The sequence below is a fragment of the Streptantibioticus rubrisoli genome, assembly GCF_024436055.1.
Classification (GTDB): Bacteria; Actinomycetota; Actinomycetes; order Streptomycetales; family Streptomycetaceae; genus Streptantibioticus_A; species Streptantibioticus_A rubrisoli.
The window spans coordinates 18,847-33,974 of record NZ_JANFNH010000050.1; the positions used below are offsets into that span (position 1 = coordinate 18,847).

A 15,128-nucleotide genomic window follows, 5' to 3' on the forward strand; every position below is an offset into this window, starting at 1 on the left:
CTGTCAGGAACCGTTCTTCTTGGCCTTCACCGTCGCCGCCTTGACCCGCTTCAGCCATTCGGCGGGTTGGATACGACCGGCCATCAGCTCGCTGCTGGCGTTGCCCATGTCGACGTCGAGCGAGCTGGCGGTGTACAGGTACGTGGGGTTGAAGACGTTGGACCCGGCCGCCTTCAGCGCGGTGACCGTGGACTTGGTGCCCGGGCGCAGCTGGACGTCCGGGCCGAGCGCGTCCTTGACCACGGTCAGCGAGTTGGCGGTCTGCGCGAAGGCGATCGCACCGGCCTTGCTCAGCATGACCCGCATGAACTCCATGCCGCCCGCCGCGTTCTTCGCCTTGGCGGGCACGATGTACGGCTCGTTGGCACCGCCACGGATCGCCTCGAACGGCATCTTGTCGCCGGGCAGCGAGGGCATCGGCATGAACGTCATCTCGAAGTCCGACGGGGTGGCCTTCAACTGCTCGTTCTCCAGCCAGGCGCCGCACGGGACGAACGCGGCCTTGTACTGGTTCCACGCGGTCTGCGCCTCGATGTGGGTCATGCCGTTGGTGCCGGGCAGCAGGTAGTTGTTGCTGACGATCTGGTGGATCGCCTCGATGGCGTTCTTCGCCGGGGCCTCGTCCCAGACCGTCTCGTCGAGCTTGTCGACCCGGTTCATGAAGTCCGGGCCGCCGTTCTTGATGGCCAGGTCCATGATGGCGACGTTGATGTAGTACGGGTACTTGCCCTGGTGGGCGAACGGCGCGATACCGGCCTTCTTGATCTCCCCGGAAAGCGACATGAAGTCGGCCCAGGTCTTCGGCTCGCTCCAACCGTGCTGCCGGAACAGCTTTCCTGAGTACCACAGGCCGAAGACGGTGTAGACGTACTGCAGGGTGCAGAAGGTGCCGCCGATGGTGCCGAGCTCCACGGTGCCCGGCTGGAGGGTCTCCCGCACCTTCTTGCTGGGATCGTCTATTGACGGCGCGTCAAGCAGTGGCGTCAGGTCGGTGAGCTGGCCTGCCTTCTGCAGGACGTCCAGTTTGATCTGCGCGTTGCCCGAGTCGTCCACCACGTCCGGGGGATTGCCGCCGTTGAGCCTGGGCTGCAGGAGGCCGGTGATGTTCTGGGTGGGGGTATGGGTGACCTTGGAGCCCGGGAATTCCTTCGAATAGAGCTTCTCGAACCGCTTGGCGTAGTCGTCGCCGAATCCGCCTTTGAAGATGATGACTTCCAGGCCCGCGTCGCCCACCACGCCGAACGGGTTGGTCGCGGTTTTCTTTCCGGTCTCCTGCTTGCCGCCACCGCCGCTGGCGGCGCACGCGCTGAGCAGCCCACTGGCCGGGACGGCGGCGATACCCAGCGCCGTGGCCCGTTTGATGAGGTCGCGGCGGTTGAGCCGGTTCGGCTCGATGGTGGATCCCATGCTCAAGTCCTCGCCTTCTTCAGGACTCAGGCGGTGCACCGGAACCCGCCGGCTACCGCTGTCGGTCGAAGCTGGGTCGTACGGTGAAGCTGGGCCGAAATCGAAAGGCCGTTGGACGCCGACAGGTATAGTCCACTTCCTGTGAGGCGGCAAGATCGAGCACAGTCCCGGTCGGGAAGTTTCCCGAGTTGAGACCTCTCGGCTCCCGCGTCTCACAGGGTTGAAACATAAAACAGGGCCGCACTCCTGAAGTGGAGTGCGGCCCTGTCGGCCGTGTCGGGCACGTCGCGCCCGCCAGGATTACTTCCGGATCAGCGAGCGCAGCACGTACTGCATGATGCCGCCGTTGCGGTAGTAGTCCGCCTCACCGGGGGTGTCGATGCGCACGGTGGCGTCGAACTCGACACCGGTGTCCGTGCTGACCTTCACGGTGCTGGGGGTACGGCCCTCGTTGAGCTCGGTGACGCCGGTGATGGAGAAGGTCTCCTCACCGGTCAGGCCCAGCGACTCGGCCGAGGCGCCCGCCGGGAACTGCAGCGGGAGCACGCCCATGCCGATGAGGTTGGAGCGGTGGATGCGCTCGTACGACTCGGCGATGACGGCCTTGACGCCCAGCAGCGCGGTGCCCTTGGCGGCCCAGTCACGGGACGAGCCGGAGCCGTACTCCTTGCCCGCCAGCACCACCAGCGGCACGCCCGCCGCCTGGTAGTTCTGCGAGGCGTCGTAGATGAAGCTGACCGGCGCGCCCTCCTGGGTGAAGTCGCGGGTGTAGCCGCCCTCGGTGCCCGGCGCGATCTGGTTGCGCAGCCGGATGTTGGCGAACGTGCCCCGGATCATCACCTCGTGGTTGCCGCGGCGTGAGCCGTACGAGTTGAAGTCCCGCTTGTCCACACCGTGCTCGGTGAGGTACTTGCCCGCCGGGGTGTCGGCCTTGATGGCACCGGCCGGGGAGATGTGGTCGGTGGTCACCGAGTCACCCAGCTTGGCCAGCACCCGGGCACCGGCGATGTCCTCGACCGGGGCCGGGTCCATCGTCATGCCGTCGAAGTACGGGGGCTTGCGCACGTAGGTGGACTCTGCGTCCCACTCGAAGGTGTTGCCGGTCGGGATGGGCAGCGCCTGCCACTGCGCGTCACCCGCGAAGACGTCCGCGTAGTCCTGGGTGAACATCTCCTGGCCGATGGCGGAGGCGACGACCTGCTCGACCTCCTGCTCGGAGGGCCAGATGTCCTTCAGGAACACCGGGTTGCCCTCGGTGTCGGTGCCCAGGGCGTCCTTGGTGATGTCCACCTTCATGGAGCCCGCGATGGCGTACGCGACGACCAGCGGCGGGGACGCCAGGTAGTTCATCTTGACGTCCGGGTTGATCCGGCCCTCGAAGTTGCGGTTGCCGGAGAGCACCGAGACCACGGCCAGGTCGTTGTCGTTGACCGCCTGGGAGACCTCCTCCGGCAGCGGGCCGGAGTTGCCGATGCAGGTGGTGCAGCCGTAGCCGACCAGGTTGAAGCCCAGCTTGTCCAGGTACGGGGTGAGCCCGGCGCGGTCGTAGTAGTCCATGACGACCTTGGAGCCCGGGGCCAGCGTGGTCTTCACCCACGGCTTGCGGGTCAGGCCCTTCTCCACCGCCTTCTTGGCCAGCAGCGCGGCGCCGACCATGACGTACGGGTTGGACGTGTTGGTGCAGGAGGTGATCGCGGCGACCGCGACCGCGCCGTGGTCGATGGTGTAGGTCGAGCCGTCGGGGGCGGTGACCGTGACCGGCTTGCTGGGCGCGCCGTTGGAGACGGCCGGGGCGTCGGAGGCCGGGAAGGACTCCTTGACGGCCTCGTCCGGGTCCGTGCAGTCAGTGACGTAGTTGCGCACGTCCTGCGCGAACTGGGCGGCGGCGTCGGCCAGCACGATGCGGTCCTGCGGGCGCTTGGGACCGGCGATCGACGGAACGACCGTCGACAGGTCAAGCTCGAGCTTCTCGGAGAAGTCCGGCTCGGCGGCCGGGTCGAGCCACAGGCCCTGCTCCTTGGCGTACGCCTCGACCAGGGCGATCTGCTGCTCGGAACGGCCGGTCAGCTTCAGGTAGTTGATGGTCTCGGAGTCGATCGGGAAGATCGCGGCGGTGGAGCCGAACTCCGGCGACATGTTGCCGATGGTGGCGCGGTTGGCCAACGGGATCGAGGCGACGCCCTGGCCGTAGAACTCCACGAACTTGCCGACCACGCCGTGCTTGCGCAGCATCTCGGTGATGGTCAGCACCAGGTCGGTGGCGGTGGTGCCGGTGGGCAGCTGGCCGGTGAGCTTGAAGCCGACGACCCGCGGGATGAGCATCGAGACCGGCTGGCCGAGCATCGCGGCCTCGGCCTCGATGCCGCCGACGCCCCAGCCCAGCACGCCGAGGCCGTTGACCATGGTGGTGTGCGAGTCGGTGCCGACGAGGGTGTCGGGGTACGCCTGGCCGCCTCGCACCATGACGGTGCGGGCCAGGTGCTCGATGTTGACCTGGTGGACGATGCCGGTGCCCGGCGGGACGACCTTGAACTCGTCGAACGCGGTCTGGCCCCAGCGCAGGAACTGGTAGCGCTCCTTGTTGCGGCCGTACTCCAACTCCACGTTCTGCGCGAAGGAGTCGGGGGTGCCGAAGCGGTCGGCGATCACCGAGTGGTCGATGACCAGCTCGGCCGGGGCGAGCGGGTTGATGCGCGACGGGTCGCCGCCCAGTTCCTTGACGGCCTCGCGCATGGTGGCCAGGTCCACGACGCACGGCACGCCGGTGAAGTCCTGCATGATCACGCGGGCCGGCGTGAACTGGATCTCCTGGCTGGGCTGGGCGCTCGCGTCCCAGTTGCCCAGCGCACGGATGTGATCGGCGGTGATGTTCGCGCCGTCCTCGGTACGGAGCAGGTTTTCCAGCAGCACCTTCAGGCTGTACGGCAGACGGGCGGAGCCCTCGACCTTGTCCAGCCGGAAGATCTCGTACGACTCGTCGCCCACGCGCAGCGTGCTGCGGGCGTCGAAGCTGTTCGCCGACACGACAGTCTCCTTATGCATGTTTCGCGCGTACCACCGCATCCTGTCGCCGCGGTTCCGGGCCGATGCACTAAGGTGGGCCTAAGTTAGGTAAGCCTTACTAGCGCGCCAGCGGTACGCCCCCGACAGATATCTCGATGTCGAGATAACACTAGTACATCGCCGCCGCGCGGTCATGCCTTGGCCCCGGCCCGGTATCCGGCCGCCCTGTTCGGCCATTCGCCGCACGTCAGCACGCCACATCACCCCCCTACCGAACCACATCTCATATCTGAGATAGCCTGGCGTTCATGACCGACGACTACCTCGTACGTATCGGCAGGCTGATCCGTGATGCGCGCCAGCACCGCGGCTGGACCCAGTCGCAGCTCGCGGAGGCCCTTGGCACAAGCCAGAGCGCGGTCAACCGCATCGAGCGCGGGAACCAGAACATCAGCCTTGAGATGATCGCCCGAATCGGGGAGGCGCTGGACAGCGAGATCGTCTCCCTCGGATACGCGGGCCCCATGCATCTGCGGGTGGTGGGCGGACGGCGGCTGTCCGGTTCGATCGACGTCAAGACCAGCAAGAACGCCTGTGTCGCGCTGCTGTGCGCCTCGCTGTTGAACACCGGGCGCACCACGCTGCGCCGGGTGGCCCGGATCGAGGAGGTCTACCGGATCCTCGAGGTGCTGGGCAGCATCGGCGTGCGCACCCGCTGGATCAACGGCGGCAGCGACCTGGAGATCGTGCCGCCCGCCGAGCTCGACCTGGACTCGATGGACACGGAGGCGGCGCGCCGCACCCGCAGCGTGATCATGTTCCTCGGCCCGCTGATGCACCGCACCGACCAGTTCAAGATCCCCTACGCGGGCGGCTGCGACCTGGGCACCCGCACCGTGCATCCGCACATGGCGGCGCTACGGCACTTCGGCCTGGACGTCACCGCCACTTCCGGCTCGTACCACGCCCAGGTCGATCCCTCACGCTCCCTCAGCCGCCCCATCGTGCTGACCGAGCGCGGCGACACGGTGACCGAGAACGCGCTGCTGGCCGCCGCCCGGCACGACGGGGTCACGGTGATCCGCAACGCCAGCTCCAACTACATGGTCCAGGACCTGTGCTTCTTCCTGGAGCAGTTGGGCGTGAAGGTCGAGGGCATCGGCACCACCACGCTCACCGTGCACGGCGTTCCGCACATCGACCGCGACGTGGACTACGCGCCGTCGGAGGACCCGGTCGAGGCGATGAGCCTGATCGCCGCCGCCGTGGTCACCTCCTCCGAACTGACCATCCGCCGGGTGCCGATCGAGTTCCTGGAGATCGAGCTGGCGGTGCTCGAGGAGATGGGCCTGGACCACGAGCGCAGCGCGGAGTACGCGGCGGACAACGGCCGCACCCGGCTGATCGACCTCACCGTGCGGCCGTCGAAGCTGCGGGCACCGCTGGACAAGATCCACCCGATGCCGTTCCCCGGCCTGAACATCGACAACGTGCCGTTCTTCGCGGCGATCGCCGCCACCGCCCAGGGCTCCACGCTGATCCACGACTGGGTGTACGACAACCGCGCCATCTACCTGACCGAGCTGACCCGGCTTGGCGCCAGCGTCAAACTGCTCGACCCGCACCGGGTGCTGGTCGAGGGCCCGACCCGCTGGCGCTCGGCGGAGATGATGTGCCCGCCCGCCCTGCGCCCCGCCGTGGTGGTGCTGCTGGCCATGCTGGCGGCGGAGGGCACCTCGGTACTGCGCAACGTCTATGTCATCAACCGGGGTTACGAGGAACTGGCGGAGCGCCTGAACTCGATCGGCGCCCAGATCGAAACGTTCCGGGACATCTGAAAACGGGACACCTGAAAAAGGCGGGTGGGTGGGGAGAACCACCCAAGCCCCCACCCACCCGCACCTCACCCACTACCGATACAACTCCCGCGCGATGATGGACCGCTGCACCTCCGTGGCCCCCTCATAGATCCGAGTCGCCCGCACCTCCCGGTACAGATGCTCCAGCAGATGCCCGGCGCGCAGCGCACTGGCGCCATGCAGCTGGACGGCGGCGTCCACGACGAACTGCGCGGTCTCGGTGGCGAACAGCTTCGCCATGGCGGAACGCTTCGCGATGTCCGGCGCACCGCAGTCGTACGCCCGCGCCGCCGCCAGTACCATCAGCCGCGCCGCCTCGGTGCGGGTGGCCATCTCGGCCAGGGTGTGGCCCACGGCCTGCAGGTCCTTCAACGGCCCGCCGAACGCGCTGCGTTGACCGGCGTGCTGGACGGCGGCATCGAGCGCCGCTCCCGCCATGCCGACCGCGAACGCCCCGACACTCGGCCGGAACAGGTTCAACGTCTCCATGGCCACCCGGAACCCGCGCTCCGGCTCCCCCAGCAGATCGTCCCGCCCGACCGGCACCCCGTCGAACGTCAGGCTCCCGATGGGGTGCGGCGAGAGCATCTCGATCGGCTCACCGCTCAGCCCCGGCCGGTCGGCCGGCACCAGGAACGCGGTGACGCCGCGCGACCCGGCGTCCGGCGTGGTGCGCGCGAAGACGGTGTAGAAGTCGGCTTCCGGTGCGTTGGAGATCCACCGCTTGGTGCCGGTCAGCCGCCATCCGCCACCGTCCGGCTCGGCCCGCAGCCGCAGCGCCGCCGCGTCGGACCCGGCTTCCGGCTCGGTCAGCGCGAAGGCGGCGACCGCGCGGCCCGAGACCACCTCCGGGATCCAGCGCCGCGCCAACCGCGGTGCGCGCAGCACCGGTTGGGCGCCAAGGCCCTGGAGCGCCAGCGCGGTCTCCGCCTCGGTGCACTCGCGGGCCAGTGACTCACGCAGCAGACACAGGTCGAGGGCGCGCGGCCTGCCGTCCGACGGGAACAGCCGCTCCAGCAGCCCCAACCGGGCGAGTTCGGCGAGCAGCGGCCGGTTGACCCGGCCGGGCTCACCCGCCTCGGCGAGCGGGCGCAACCGGGTGGCCGCCTGCTCGCGGAGCCACTCACACCACTTGTGCTGTTCGGGATCGAGTGCGAACACCGGCATCGGCTGCCTCCTCGGTTTCGCGTCCGGTGGACCCAACTCGTTGCATATCGCGAAGTGTTGACTGCCGTCACCATCACGTTACGCTGATTCGGCAGTCGCACGGCCGGATTCCACCCCTGCCCGGACCGTCGCAAAGGGGCGACCCACGATGGATCTGCTGCCCTCCGCACATCTGGACACCTTCGCGCGCGACCATCTGCCCCCGCCGGAGCAGTGGCCCGACCTGCTGCTCGGCGCACCGCTGCCGCGCTACCCGCACCGGCTCAACTGCGGTACGGAACTGCTGGACGCCAGCGCCGAGCGGTTCGGCCCCGACCGCCCGTGCCTGCGCATGCCGGGCGGCGAGGTGTGGAGCTACGAGGAACTGCGGGCGGCCTCCGACCGGGTGGCACGGGTGCTGGTGGAGGACCTGGGGGTGGTGCCGGGCAACCGGGTGCTGCTACGCGGCCCCAACTCACCGTGGCTGGTGGCGAGTTGGTTCGCGGTGATGAAGGCGGGCGCGGTGGCGGTCACGGTGCTGGCCGCGCACCGCCCCCGGGAGCTGGCGGTGATCTGCCGGATCGCCAGGGTGCGGCACGCGCTGTGTGACACCGGGTCGTTGGACGACCTGGAGAAGGCCGAGGTGCCGGGGCTGCGCACGGCGGTCTTCGGCGGGGAGGGGCCGCGGGACCTGACGCGTCTCGCGCAGCGCAAGCCGGATCGTTTCCCCGCGGTCGCCACCTCGGCGGACGACGTGGCGCTGATCGCCTTCACCTCGGGGACCACCGGCGTGCCGAAGGGGTGCATGCACTTCCACCGGGACGTGCTGGCCATCGCCGACACCTTCTCCGCGCGGGTACTGCGCCCGCTGCCGTCCGATGTCTTCGCGGGCAGCCCGCCGTTGGGGTTCACCTTCGGTCTCGGCGGTCTGGTGGTCTTCCCGCTGCGTGCCGGGGCGTCCACGCTGCTGCTCGAACGGGCCGGTGCCGAGCGGCTGTTGGAGGCGGTGACCCGGCACCGGGTGAGCGTGCTGTTCACCGCGCCGACAGCGTACCGCGCCATGCTGGGGTCGCTGGAGGGCGGCGGGTACGACATCTCCTCGCTGCGGCGCTGCGTTTCGGCCGGGGAGAACCTGTCGGCGGCCACCTGGCACGCGTGGCGCAAGCGCACCGGCATCGAGCTCATCAACGGCATCGGCGCCACCGAGATGCTGCACATCTTCATCTCCGCGGCCGACGCCGCGATCCGCCCCGGAGCCACCGGGGTCCCGGTCCCCGGCTACCAGGCGCGCATAGTCGACGCCTCGGGCGAGGAACTGCCGGACGGCCAGCCCGGGTTGCTCGCGGTACGCGGCCCGACCGGCTGCCGCTACCTGGCCGACGACCGGCAGCGCGACTACGTGCGCGACGGCTGGAACCTCACCGGTGACACCTACATCCGGGACGCCGACGGCTACTTCACCTTCGTCGCACGCGCCGACGACATGATCATCTCGGCCGGGCACAACATCGCCGCACCGGAGGTCGAGGAGGCGCTCTGCCGCCATCCCGACGTGCGCGAGGTGGCGGTGGTCGGCGTCCCCGACCCGGACCGCGGCCGGATCGCCAAGGCGTACGTGGTGCTGCGCGACGGGGTGCCGCACGACGGGGAGACGGCGCGCAGGCTACGGGAGTTCGCCAAGGGCGAGATGGTGCCGTACAAGTGCCCGCGCGAGATCGAGTTCCTGGACGCGCTGCCGCGCACCCCCACGGGCAAGCTGCAGCGCTTCCTGTTGCGCGACCTACAGTGATCGCGTGGCAGGGCAACGCACCGAGGGACATACGCCGAGTTCGCTGATCCTGACGTTCTTCGGGGCGTACGGCCGGGCGGAGTGCGCCGGACGGGTGGCGGTCGCCGCGCTGATCCGGTTGCTGGGGGCCGCGGACGTCGACCCGCAGTCGGTGCGCTCGGCGGTATCCCGGCTCAAGCGGCGCGGGCTGCTGGTCGCTGACCAGACCGCCGTCTACCGGCTCTCGGCGGACGCCACCGAAATGCTGGCGGACGGCGACCGCCGGATCTACCGCGACGCTTCCGCCCCGGCCGAGGGCGGCTGGGTGCTGGTCGTCTTCTCCGTCCCGGAGACCGAACGCCACAAGCGCCACCTGCTGCGTTCCCGGCTGTCCCGGCTGGGCTTCGGCACGGCGGCGCCCGGTGTGTGGATCGCTCCCGCACACCTGCACCAGGAGGCGCGGCACACCCTGGAGCGGCTGGGTCTGGGCAGCTATGTCGATTTGTTCCACGGCTCGCATACGGGCTTCACGCCGACGCGGGAGGCGGTACGCCGCTGGTGGGACCTGGACGCGCTCGCCGCCCTGCACCGGGCGTTCCTGGCCGAGCAGGAGCCGGTACTCACCGCCTGGGCGCGGCGCTCGTCCGTACGGAGGCCTAAGGACGCCTTCCGGGACTACCTGCGGGCGCTGGACTCATGGCGTCGGCTGCCGTACGCGGATCCTGGGCTGCCCGCGGAACTTCTCCCCGGCGACTGGCCGGGCGGCCGGGCGGCTCAGGTGTTCGGCGAGCTGCACGAACGGCTGCGGGAGCCGGGTGCGGAGTTCGTGCGGGCGGTTCATCGGATGACGTGACCGTTGACTCGCCTGGTCGTTACCCACGATGTAAGCCCGCCGGAATACGGCTGGACACTATCCTGACCACATTGGAGTGGTTTCATGACGATCGAAGAGGTACGGATGGTGACCATGCCTGCGATCGAGCGCCGTGGCCCCAGCGAGGAAGAATTGCTGGCTGTCTTCCTCGATCTTGATCTGCCCGAGGGCTACCGCGCCGAGCTGATCGAGGGGAAAATTGTCGTGAGTCCACCACCCGACGGCGACCACGAAGACGTTCTGAGCCGCTTGGTTGGTGAGATCCACCGGCAGTCCGCAGTGAACCTGCACGTCTCCGGGCACAAGGGCTTGATCACGCCACTCGGCCGATTCATTCCAGACGCAACGATCGGCCCCAAGGGGCTGTTCCGCGGCATGGACTCGTGGGCCGATCCAAAAGGCGTCATCATGACCGTCGAGGTCACCTCGACCCGCCCTGACAACGATCGTGGTCCGAAACGCCGCGGGTACGCCGCCGCCGAAATCCCGTTCTACTTGTTGGTGGACCGTGCTGAGGGCGTGGCCACTCTCTATAGCGCACCGAGTGCCGGGGACTACCGGCAGTATCTGCACATTCCGTTCGGCAACAAGCTCCATCTCCCGGAGCCGTTCGGCTTCACTTTTGACACTTCTGAGTTCACCTGACGTCCAACGTCAACCGAGGCTTGGGCCCATCCGTACGCCCCGTAGGCGGACGCCGGGAGCCTGCCTGATAGGGCAGCGGCCACACCGCCCCCGGCCCTGAGTACCCCTGTTCCGCCGCCGCGTGCAGCGTCCAGTTGGGGTCGTACAGATGCGGTCGCGCCAACGCGCACAGGTCCGTCCGACCGGCCAGGATCAGCGAGTTGACGTCGTCCCAGGAAGAGATCGCGCCCACCGCGATGACCGGGACGCCCACCCGGTTGCGGATGCGGTCGGCGTACGGCGTCTGGTACGAGCGGCCGAACGCCGGGCGTTCGTCGGGGACGACCTGGCCGGTGGACACGTCGATGGCGTCCGCACCGTGTTCCGCGAAGGCGCGGGCGATCTCGACCGCGTCGTCGGCCGTGGTACCGCCGTCCGCCCAGTCGGTGGCCGAGATCCGTACCGTCATGGGGCGTTCCGCGGGCCACACCTCACGTACCGCGTCGAAGACCTCCAGCGGATAGCGCAGCCGCCCGGCCAGGTCGCCGCCGTAGCGGTCGGTGCGCTGGTTGGTGAGCGGCGAGAGGAAGCCGGAGAGCAAGTAACCGTGGGCGCAGTGCAGTTCGAGCAAGTCGAAGCCCACCCGGGCGCCGCGTATGGCGGCGGACCTGAACTGCTCGCGGACCTTGGCGAGTCCGGCGGCATCCAGCGCGTACGGCACCTGGTTCACCCCCGGCCGGTACGGCAGTGCGGAGGCGGCGGCCAGCGGCCAGTTGCCCTCCGGCAGCGGCTGGTCGATGCCCTCCCACATCAGCCGGGTGGAGCCCTTGCGTCCGCTGTGGCCGAGTTGCAGGCCGATCGCCGCCGAGGACCGGTGGTGCGCGAAGTCCACGATGCGCCGCCAGGCGTCCTCGTGCCGGTCGGTGTAGAGCCCCGCGCAGCCCGGTGTGATCCGCCCGCACGGGTTGACGCACACCATCTCCGTCATCACCAGTCCCGCGCCGCCCAGCGCCCGCGCGCCCAGGTGGACCAGGTGGAAGTCGCCCGGTGTGCCGTCGACCGAGGAGTACATGTCCATGGGCGAGACGACCACACGGTTGCGCAGGGTGAGTCCGCGCAGCCGGAACGGGGTGAACATCGGCGGGGTGCCCGGATCGGTGCCGAACTCGGTCTCGACGGTGGCGGTGAAGTACGGGTCGCGCAGCCGGAGGTTGTCATGGGTGACCCGGCGGCTACGGGTGAGCAGGTTGAAGGCGAACTGGCGCTCGGGCTGGTCGACGTACTGGGCCAACTCCTCGAACCACTCCAGGCTGGCCAGCGCGGCGCGCTGGGTGCTCTCCACCACGGCCCGGCGCTCGGTCTCGTAGGCCGCCAACGCCGTTTCCAGGTCGGGGCTTTCGTGCAGGTTGGCGGCGAGGGCGAGGGCGTCCTCCATGGCGAGCTTGGTGCCGGAGCCGATGGAGAAGTGCGCGGTGTGCGCGGCGTCGCCGAGCAGCACCACCCGACCGGCCCGCCAACTGCCGTTGGTCACGGTGGTGAACGCCGACCAGTGGGAGCGGTTGGAGCGCAGTCGGTGGCCGCCGAGCAGGTCCGCGAAGACCTTCTCGCACCACGCGATCGATCCGTCCTCGTCCAACCGGTCGAGGCCCGCACGCCGCCAGACCTCCTCACGCATCTCGACGATGAAGGTGCTCGCACCGGAATCCGAGGAGTGGCGCGAAGCGCCCGCGTTGAACGGGCGGGAGAAGGGATAGCCGTGCGCCTGCACCAAGCCGTGCGGGGTCTCGGCGATCTCGAAGCGGAACGCGTCCAGCACGAGGTCGGTGGCCAGCCAGACGTAGCGGCAGCGGTGCGTGGTGAGGCTCGGCCGGAAGACGTCCCGGTAGGCCTCCCGGGTCGCGCTGTGCAGCCCGTCCGCGGCGATCACCAGGTCGTGCCCGCGAGCCAACTCGGCGGCGGGCGGGGCCGGTTCGGTGAACCGCAGCCGCACGCCGAGGCCCCGGCAGCGGTCGTGCAGCAGGGCCAGCAGCCGTCGTCGGCCGAGCGCCGCGAAGCCATGGCCGCCGGAGCGGACGACCGTACCGCGATGGGACACCTCGATCGCGTCCCAGCGTACGAACTCCTCGCTCAGCGCCCGGTACACGACCGGGTCGGCGTGCTCGATACCGCCGAGCGTCTCGTCGGAGAGGACGACGCCGAAGCCGAAGGTGTCGTCGGGGGCGTTGCGTTCCCAGACGGTGATCTGCGCCGCCTGGTCCAGCCGTTTGAGCAGCGCGGCGGCGTACAGGCCACCGGGTCCCGCGCCGATCACCGCGATCCGCCGCGGGCGGACCACGGTTACCGACCTTCCCACTTCGGTGGGCGCTTGCCGGTGAACGCGGCGTGGAACTCGGCGTAGTCCGCGCTGGTCATCAGCAACGCCTGTGCGGCCGCGTCCATTTCGACGGCGGCGCCCAGCGGCATGTCCAGTTCGGCGGTGAGCAGGGCCTTGGTCTGCCGGTAGGCGAGCGCCGGGCCGTCGGCGAGCCGACGGGCGAGGGCCGCCGAGGCCGCCTGGGCCTGCCCGTCCTGCGTCAACTCGCTGACCAGGCCGATGCGTTCGGCCTCCTCGGCGTGCACTGGCTCGCCCAGCATCAGCAGCCGGGTGGCGTGGCCGAGGCCGACCACCCGGGGCAGCAGGTAGGCGGCGCCCATGTCGGCCCCGGCCAGGCCGACCCTGGTGAACAGGAAGGCGAACCGCGCCGAGCGCTCCACGATCCGGAAGTCGGCCGCGAGGGCCAGTACCGCGCCCGCCCCCGCGGCCACGCCGTGCACGGCCGCGATCACCGGGAACGGGCACTCGCGCAGCGCCCGTACCACCTGGCCGGTCATCCGGTTGAACTCCAGCAGCTCACCGGCGCCCATCGACAAGGTGACGCCGATGATCTCGTCCACGTCCCCGCCGGAGCAGAACCCGCGTCCCTCGCCGCCGAGCACCAGCACCCGGGTGCGGCCGTCCTGGGCGAGTTCGGGGAGTAGGTCGCGCAGGTCGGCGTAGGCGCCGAAGGTGAGGGCGTTGAGCCGGTCGGGGCGGTCGAGGGTGGCGGTGGTGACGCCGTCGGCTCGCTCCACCCTGATGTGGCGCCATTCCTCGGTGATCGTCGCGGAGCCTCGTATCGGGCTCATCACACGGCCTCCTTCGCGAGGGGAGGGCGGACGGACGCTCGTGTTCCGAAGCTATCACCGTTGTGTGACCACCGTCACGAGTGCGGTATAGGGGGTCGGCGGCTATCCGGCCAACCGGGAGCCACGACGGCCATGCCCGCGTACGGGCGGCGCCGCAGGGCCAAGTGCCCGGGCGGGCCGCCCAGTTGGCGCCGCCGAACCCGTAGGCTTCTGGCGAATTGACGCGGCGTCAGCCGAGCGTGGCCACCAGGACCGCCTTGATGGTGTGCATGCGGTTCTCCGCCTGGTCGAAGACGACCGAGTGCTCCGACTCGAAGACCTCGTCGGTGACCTCCAGCGAGTCAAGACCGTACTGCTCGTGGATCTCCCGGCCGACCGCGGTGCCCAGGTCATGGAAGGCGGGCAGGCAGTGCATGAACTTCACGTGCGGGTTCCCGGTGGCGCGCAGTACGTCCATGGTCACCGCGTAGCGGCCGAGCAGCGCTATCCGCTCGTCCCACATCTCCTTGGGCTCGCCCATCGACACCCACACGTCGGTGTGCACGTAGTCCACCCCGCGCACGCCGTCCGCCACGTCCTCGGTGAGGGTGACCCGGCCGCCGGTGCGGTCGGCCAGGCGGCGGGCCGCGGCGATCACCGACTCGGCGGGCCACAGGATGCTCGGGCCGACGATGCGCACGTCCATGCCGAGCAGCGCGCCGGTGGTCAGCAGCGAGTTGCCCATGTTGTAGCGGGCGTCGCCGAGGTAGGCGTAGGCGATCTCGTTCAGCGGTTTGGCGCTGTGCTCGGTCATGGTGAGCACATCGGCGAGCATCTGCGTCGGGTGCCACTCGTCGGTGAGGCCGTTCCACACCGGCACGCCCGCGTGGGCGGCGAGCTCCTCGACGATCTCCTGGGCGTGGCCGCGGTACTCGATGCCGTCGAACATCCGGCCGAGCACCCGGGCGGTGTCCTTGACCGACTCCTTGTGGCCGATCTGCGAGCTGGCCGGGTCGAGATAGGTGGTGCGCGCGCCCTGGTCGGCGGCGGCGATCTCGAAGGAGCAGCGGGTGCGGGTCGAGGTCTTCTCGAAGATCAGCGCGATGTTCTTGCCGCGCAGCCGCTGCTCCTCGGTGCCTGCCCGCTTGGCGGCCTTCAGCTGGGCGGCCAGCTCCACCAGATGACAGAACTCCTCGGCCGAGAAGTCCAGCTCCTTCAGGAAGTGGCGGCCGGTGAGGTCGATGGCCATGGCGGCTGCTCCTAGGTGGGCGACAAAGACGCCGGAAGTCTATACGATGAATCG

General features: G+C 69.4%; 10 protein-coding genes. 4 read left to right on the forward strand and 6 right to left on the reverse strand.

Annotated features, from left to right (window positions below; genetic code table 11):
- Positions 1 to 3 precede the first annotated feature (3 nt).
- A complete protein-coding gene (ngcE, locus tag NON19_RS28515) occupies positions 4 to 1,407 on the reverse strand; it encodes an N-acetylglucosamine/diacetylchitobiose ABC transporter substrate-binding protein (protein ID WP_255932007.1) in 1,404 nt (467 codons plus the stop codon).
- A gap of 300 nt (positions 1,408 to 1,707) precedes the next feature.
- Positions 1,708 to 4,449: an aconitate hydratase AcnA gene (gene acnA, locus NON19_RS28520; RefSeq protein WP_255932008.1), complete on the reverse strand. Its 2,742-nt coding sequence runs from the start codon at positions 4,447 to 4,449 to the stop codon at positions 1,708 to 1,710.
- A gap of 269 nt (positions 4,450 to 4,718) precedes the next feature.
- Between acnA and NON19_RS28525 the strand changes: the two genes are divergently transcribed.
- The gene (locus NON19_RS28525) at positions 4,719 to 6,248 is read left to right on the forward strand and encodes a helix-turn-helix domain-containing protein (protein ID WP_255932009.1); all 1,530 of its coding nucleotides are present in this window, start codon (positions 4,719 to 4,721) and stop codon (positions 6,246 to 6,248) included.
- A 72-nt stretch (positions 6,249 to 6,320) separates the two neighbouring features.
- Here the strand turns inward: NON19_RS28525 and NON19_RS28530 are convergent, their stop codons facing one another.
- Complete coding sequence (locus tag NON19_RS28530; protein ID WP_255932010.1) at positions 6,321 to 7,436, reverse strand: acyl-CoA dehydrogenase family protein; 1,116 nt, start codon at positions 7,434 to 7,436, stop codon at positions 6,321 to 6,323.
- Between the two features lie 148 nt (positions 7,437 to 7,584).
- Here NON19_RS28530 and NON19_RS28535 point away from each other — a divergent pair, with 148 nt between their 5' ends.
- The 3 genes from NON19_RS28535 to NON19_RS28545 all read left to right on the forward strand — a co-directional run bounded on the left by NON19_RS28535 (position 7,585) and on the right by NON19_RS28545 (position 10,702).
- Positions 7,585 to 9,204, forward strand: a complete 1,620-nt coding sequence (locus NON19_RS28535; RefSeq protein WP_255932011.1) for an AMP-binding protein — start codon at positions 7,585 to 7,587, stop codon at positions 9,202 to 9,204.
- Positions 9,205 to 9,208: 4 nt separating this feature from the next.
- Complete coding sequence (locus NON19_RS28540; protein ID WP_255932012.1) at positions 9,209 to 10,036, forward strand: PaaX family transcriptional regulator; 828 nt, start codon at positions 9,209 to 9,211, stop codon at positions 10,034 to 10,036.
- Positions 10,037 to 10,120: 84 nt separating this feature from the next.
- The gene (locus NON19_RS28545; RefSeq protein ID WP_255932013.1) at positions 10,121 to 10,702 is read left to right on the forward strand and encodes a Uma2 family endonuclease; all 582 of its coding nucleotides are present in this window, start codon (positions 10,121 to 10,123) and stop codon (positions 10,700 to 10,702) included.
- On the opposite strand, the gene NON19_RS28550 is transcribed toward NON19_RS28545, so the two are convergent.
- The 3 genes from NON19_RS28550 to argF form a co-directional block, all read right to left on the reverse strand.
- Positions 10,695 to 13,034 carry a bifunctional salicylyl-CoA 5-hydroxylase/oxidoreductase gene (locus NON19_RS28550; RefSeq protein WP_372514320.1) on the reverse strand — a complete coding sequence of 780 codons (2,340 nt, stop codon included), beginning with the start codon at positions 13,032 to 13,034 and terminating at the stop codon, positions 10,695 to 10,697. The two genes, NON19_RS28545 and NON19_RS28550, sit on opposite strands and share 8 nt — an antisense overlap.
- Positions 13,019 to 13,846: an enoyl-CoA hydratase family protein gene (locus NON19_RS28555; RefSeq protein ID WP_255932015.1), complete on the reverse strand. Its 828-nt coding sequence runs from the start codon at positions 13,844 to 13,846 to the stop codon at positions 13,019 to 13,021. Before NON19_RS28555 ends, NON19_RS28550 begins: the two co-directional genes overlap by 16 nt.
- A gap of 229 nt (positions 13,847 to 14,075) precedes the next feature.
- Positions 14,076 to 15,074, reverse strand: a complete 999-nt coding sequence (gene argF / locus NON19_RS28560) for an ornithine carbamoyltransferase (RefSeq protein ID WP_255932016.1) — start codon at positions 15,072 to 15,074, stop codon at positions 14,076 to 14,078.
- Positions 15,075 to 15,128 lie beyond the last annotated feature (54 nt).

What these genes read in the sequence shown, in the direction of transcription:
- ngcE (WP_255932007.1), bottom strand. Translation starts at nt 1,407, where the DNA reads ATGGGATCCACCATCGAGCCGAACCGGCTCAACCGCCGCGACCTCATC.
- acnA (WP_255932008.1), bottom strand. Translation starts at nt 4,449, where the DNA reads ATGCATAAGGAGACTGTCGTGTCGGCGAACAGCTTCGACGCCCGCAGC.
- NON19_RS28525 (WP_255932009.1), top strand. Translation starts at nt 4,719, where the DNA reads ATGACCGACGACTACCTCGTACGTATCGGCAGGCTGATCCGTGATGCG.
- NON19_RS28530 (WP_255932010.1), bottom strand. Translation starts at nt 7,436, where the DNA reads ATGCCGGTGTTCGCACTCGATCCCGAACAGCACAAGTGGTGTGAGTGG.
- NON19_RS28535 (WP_255932011.1), top strand. Translation starts at nt 7,585, where the DNA reads ATGGATCTGCTGCCCTCCGCACATCTGGACACCTTCGCGCGCGACCAT.
- NON19_RS28545 (WP_255932013.1), top strand. Translation starts at nt 10,121, where the DNA reads ATGACGATCGAAGAGGTACGGATGGTGACCATGCCTGCGATCGAGCGC.
- NON19_RS28555 (WP_255932015.1), bottom strand. Translation starts at nt 13,846, where the DNA reads ATGAGCCCGATACGAGGCTCCGCGACGATCACCGAGGAATGGCGCCAC.
- argF (WP_255932016.1), bottom strand. Translation starts at nt 15,074, where the DNA reads ATGGCCATCGACCTCACCGGCCGCCACTTCCTGAAGGAGCTGGACTTC.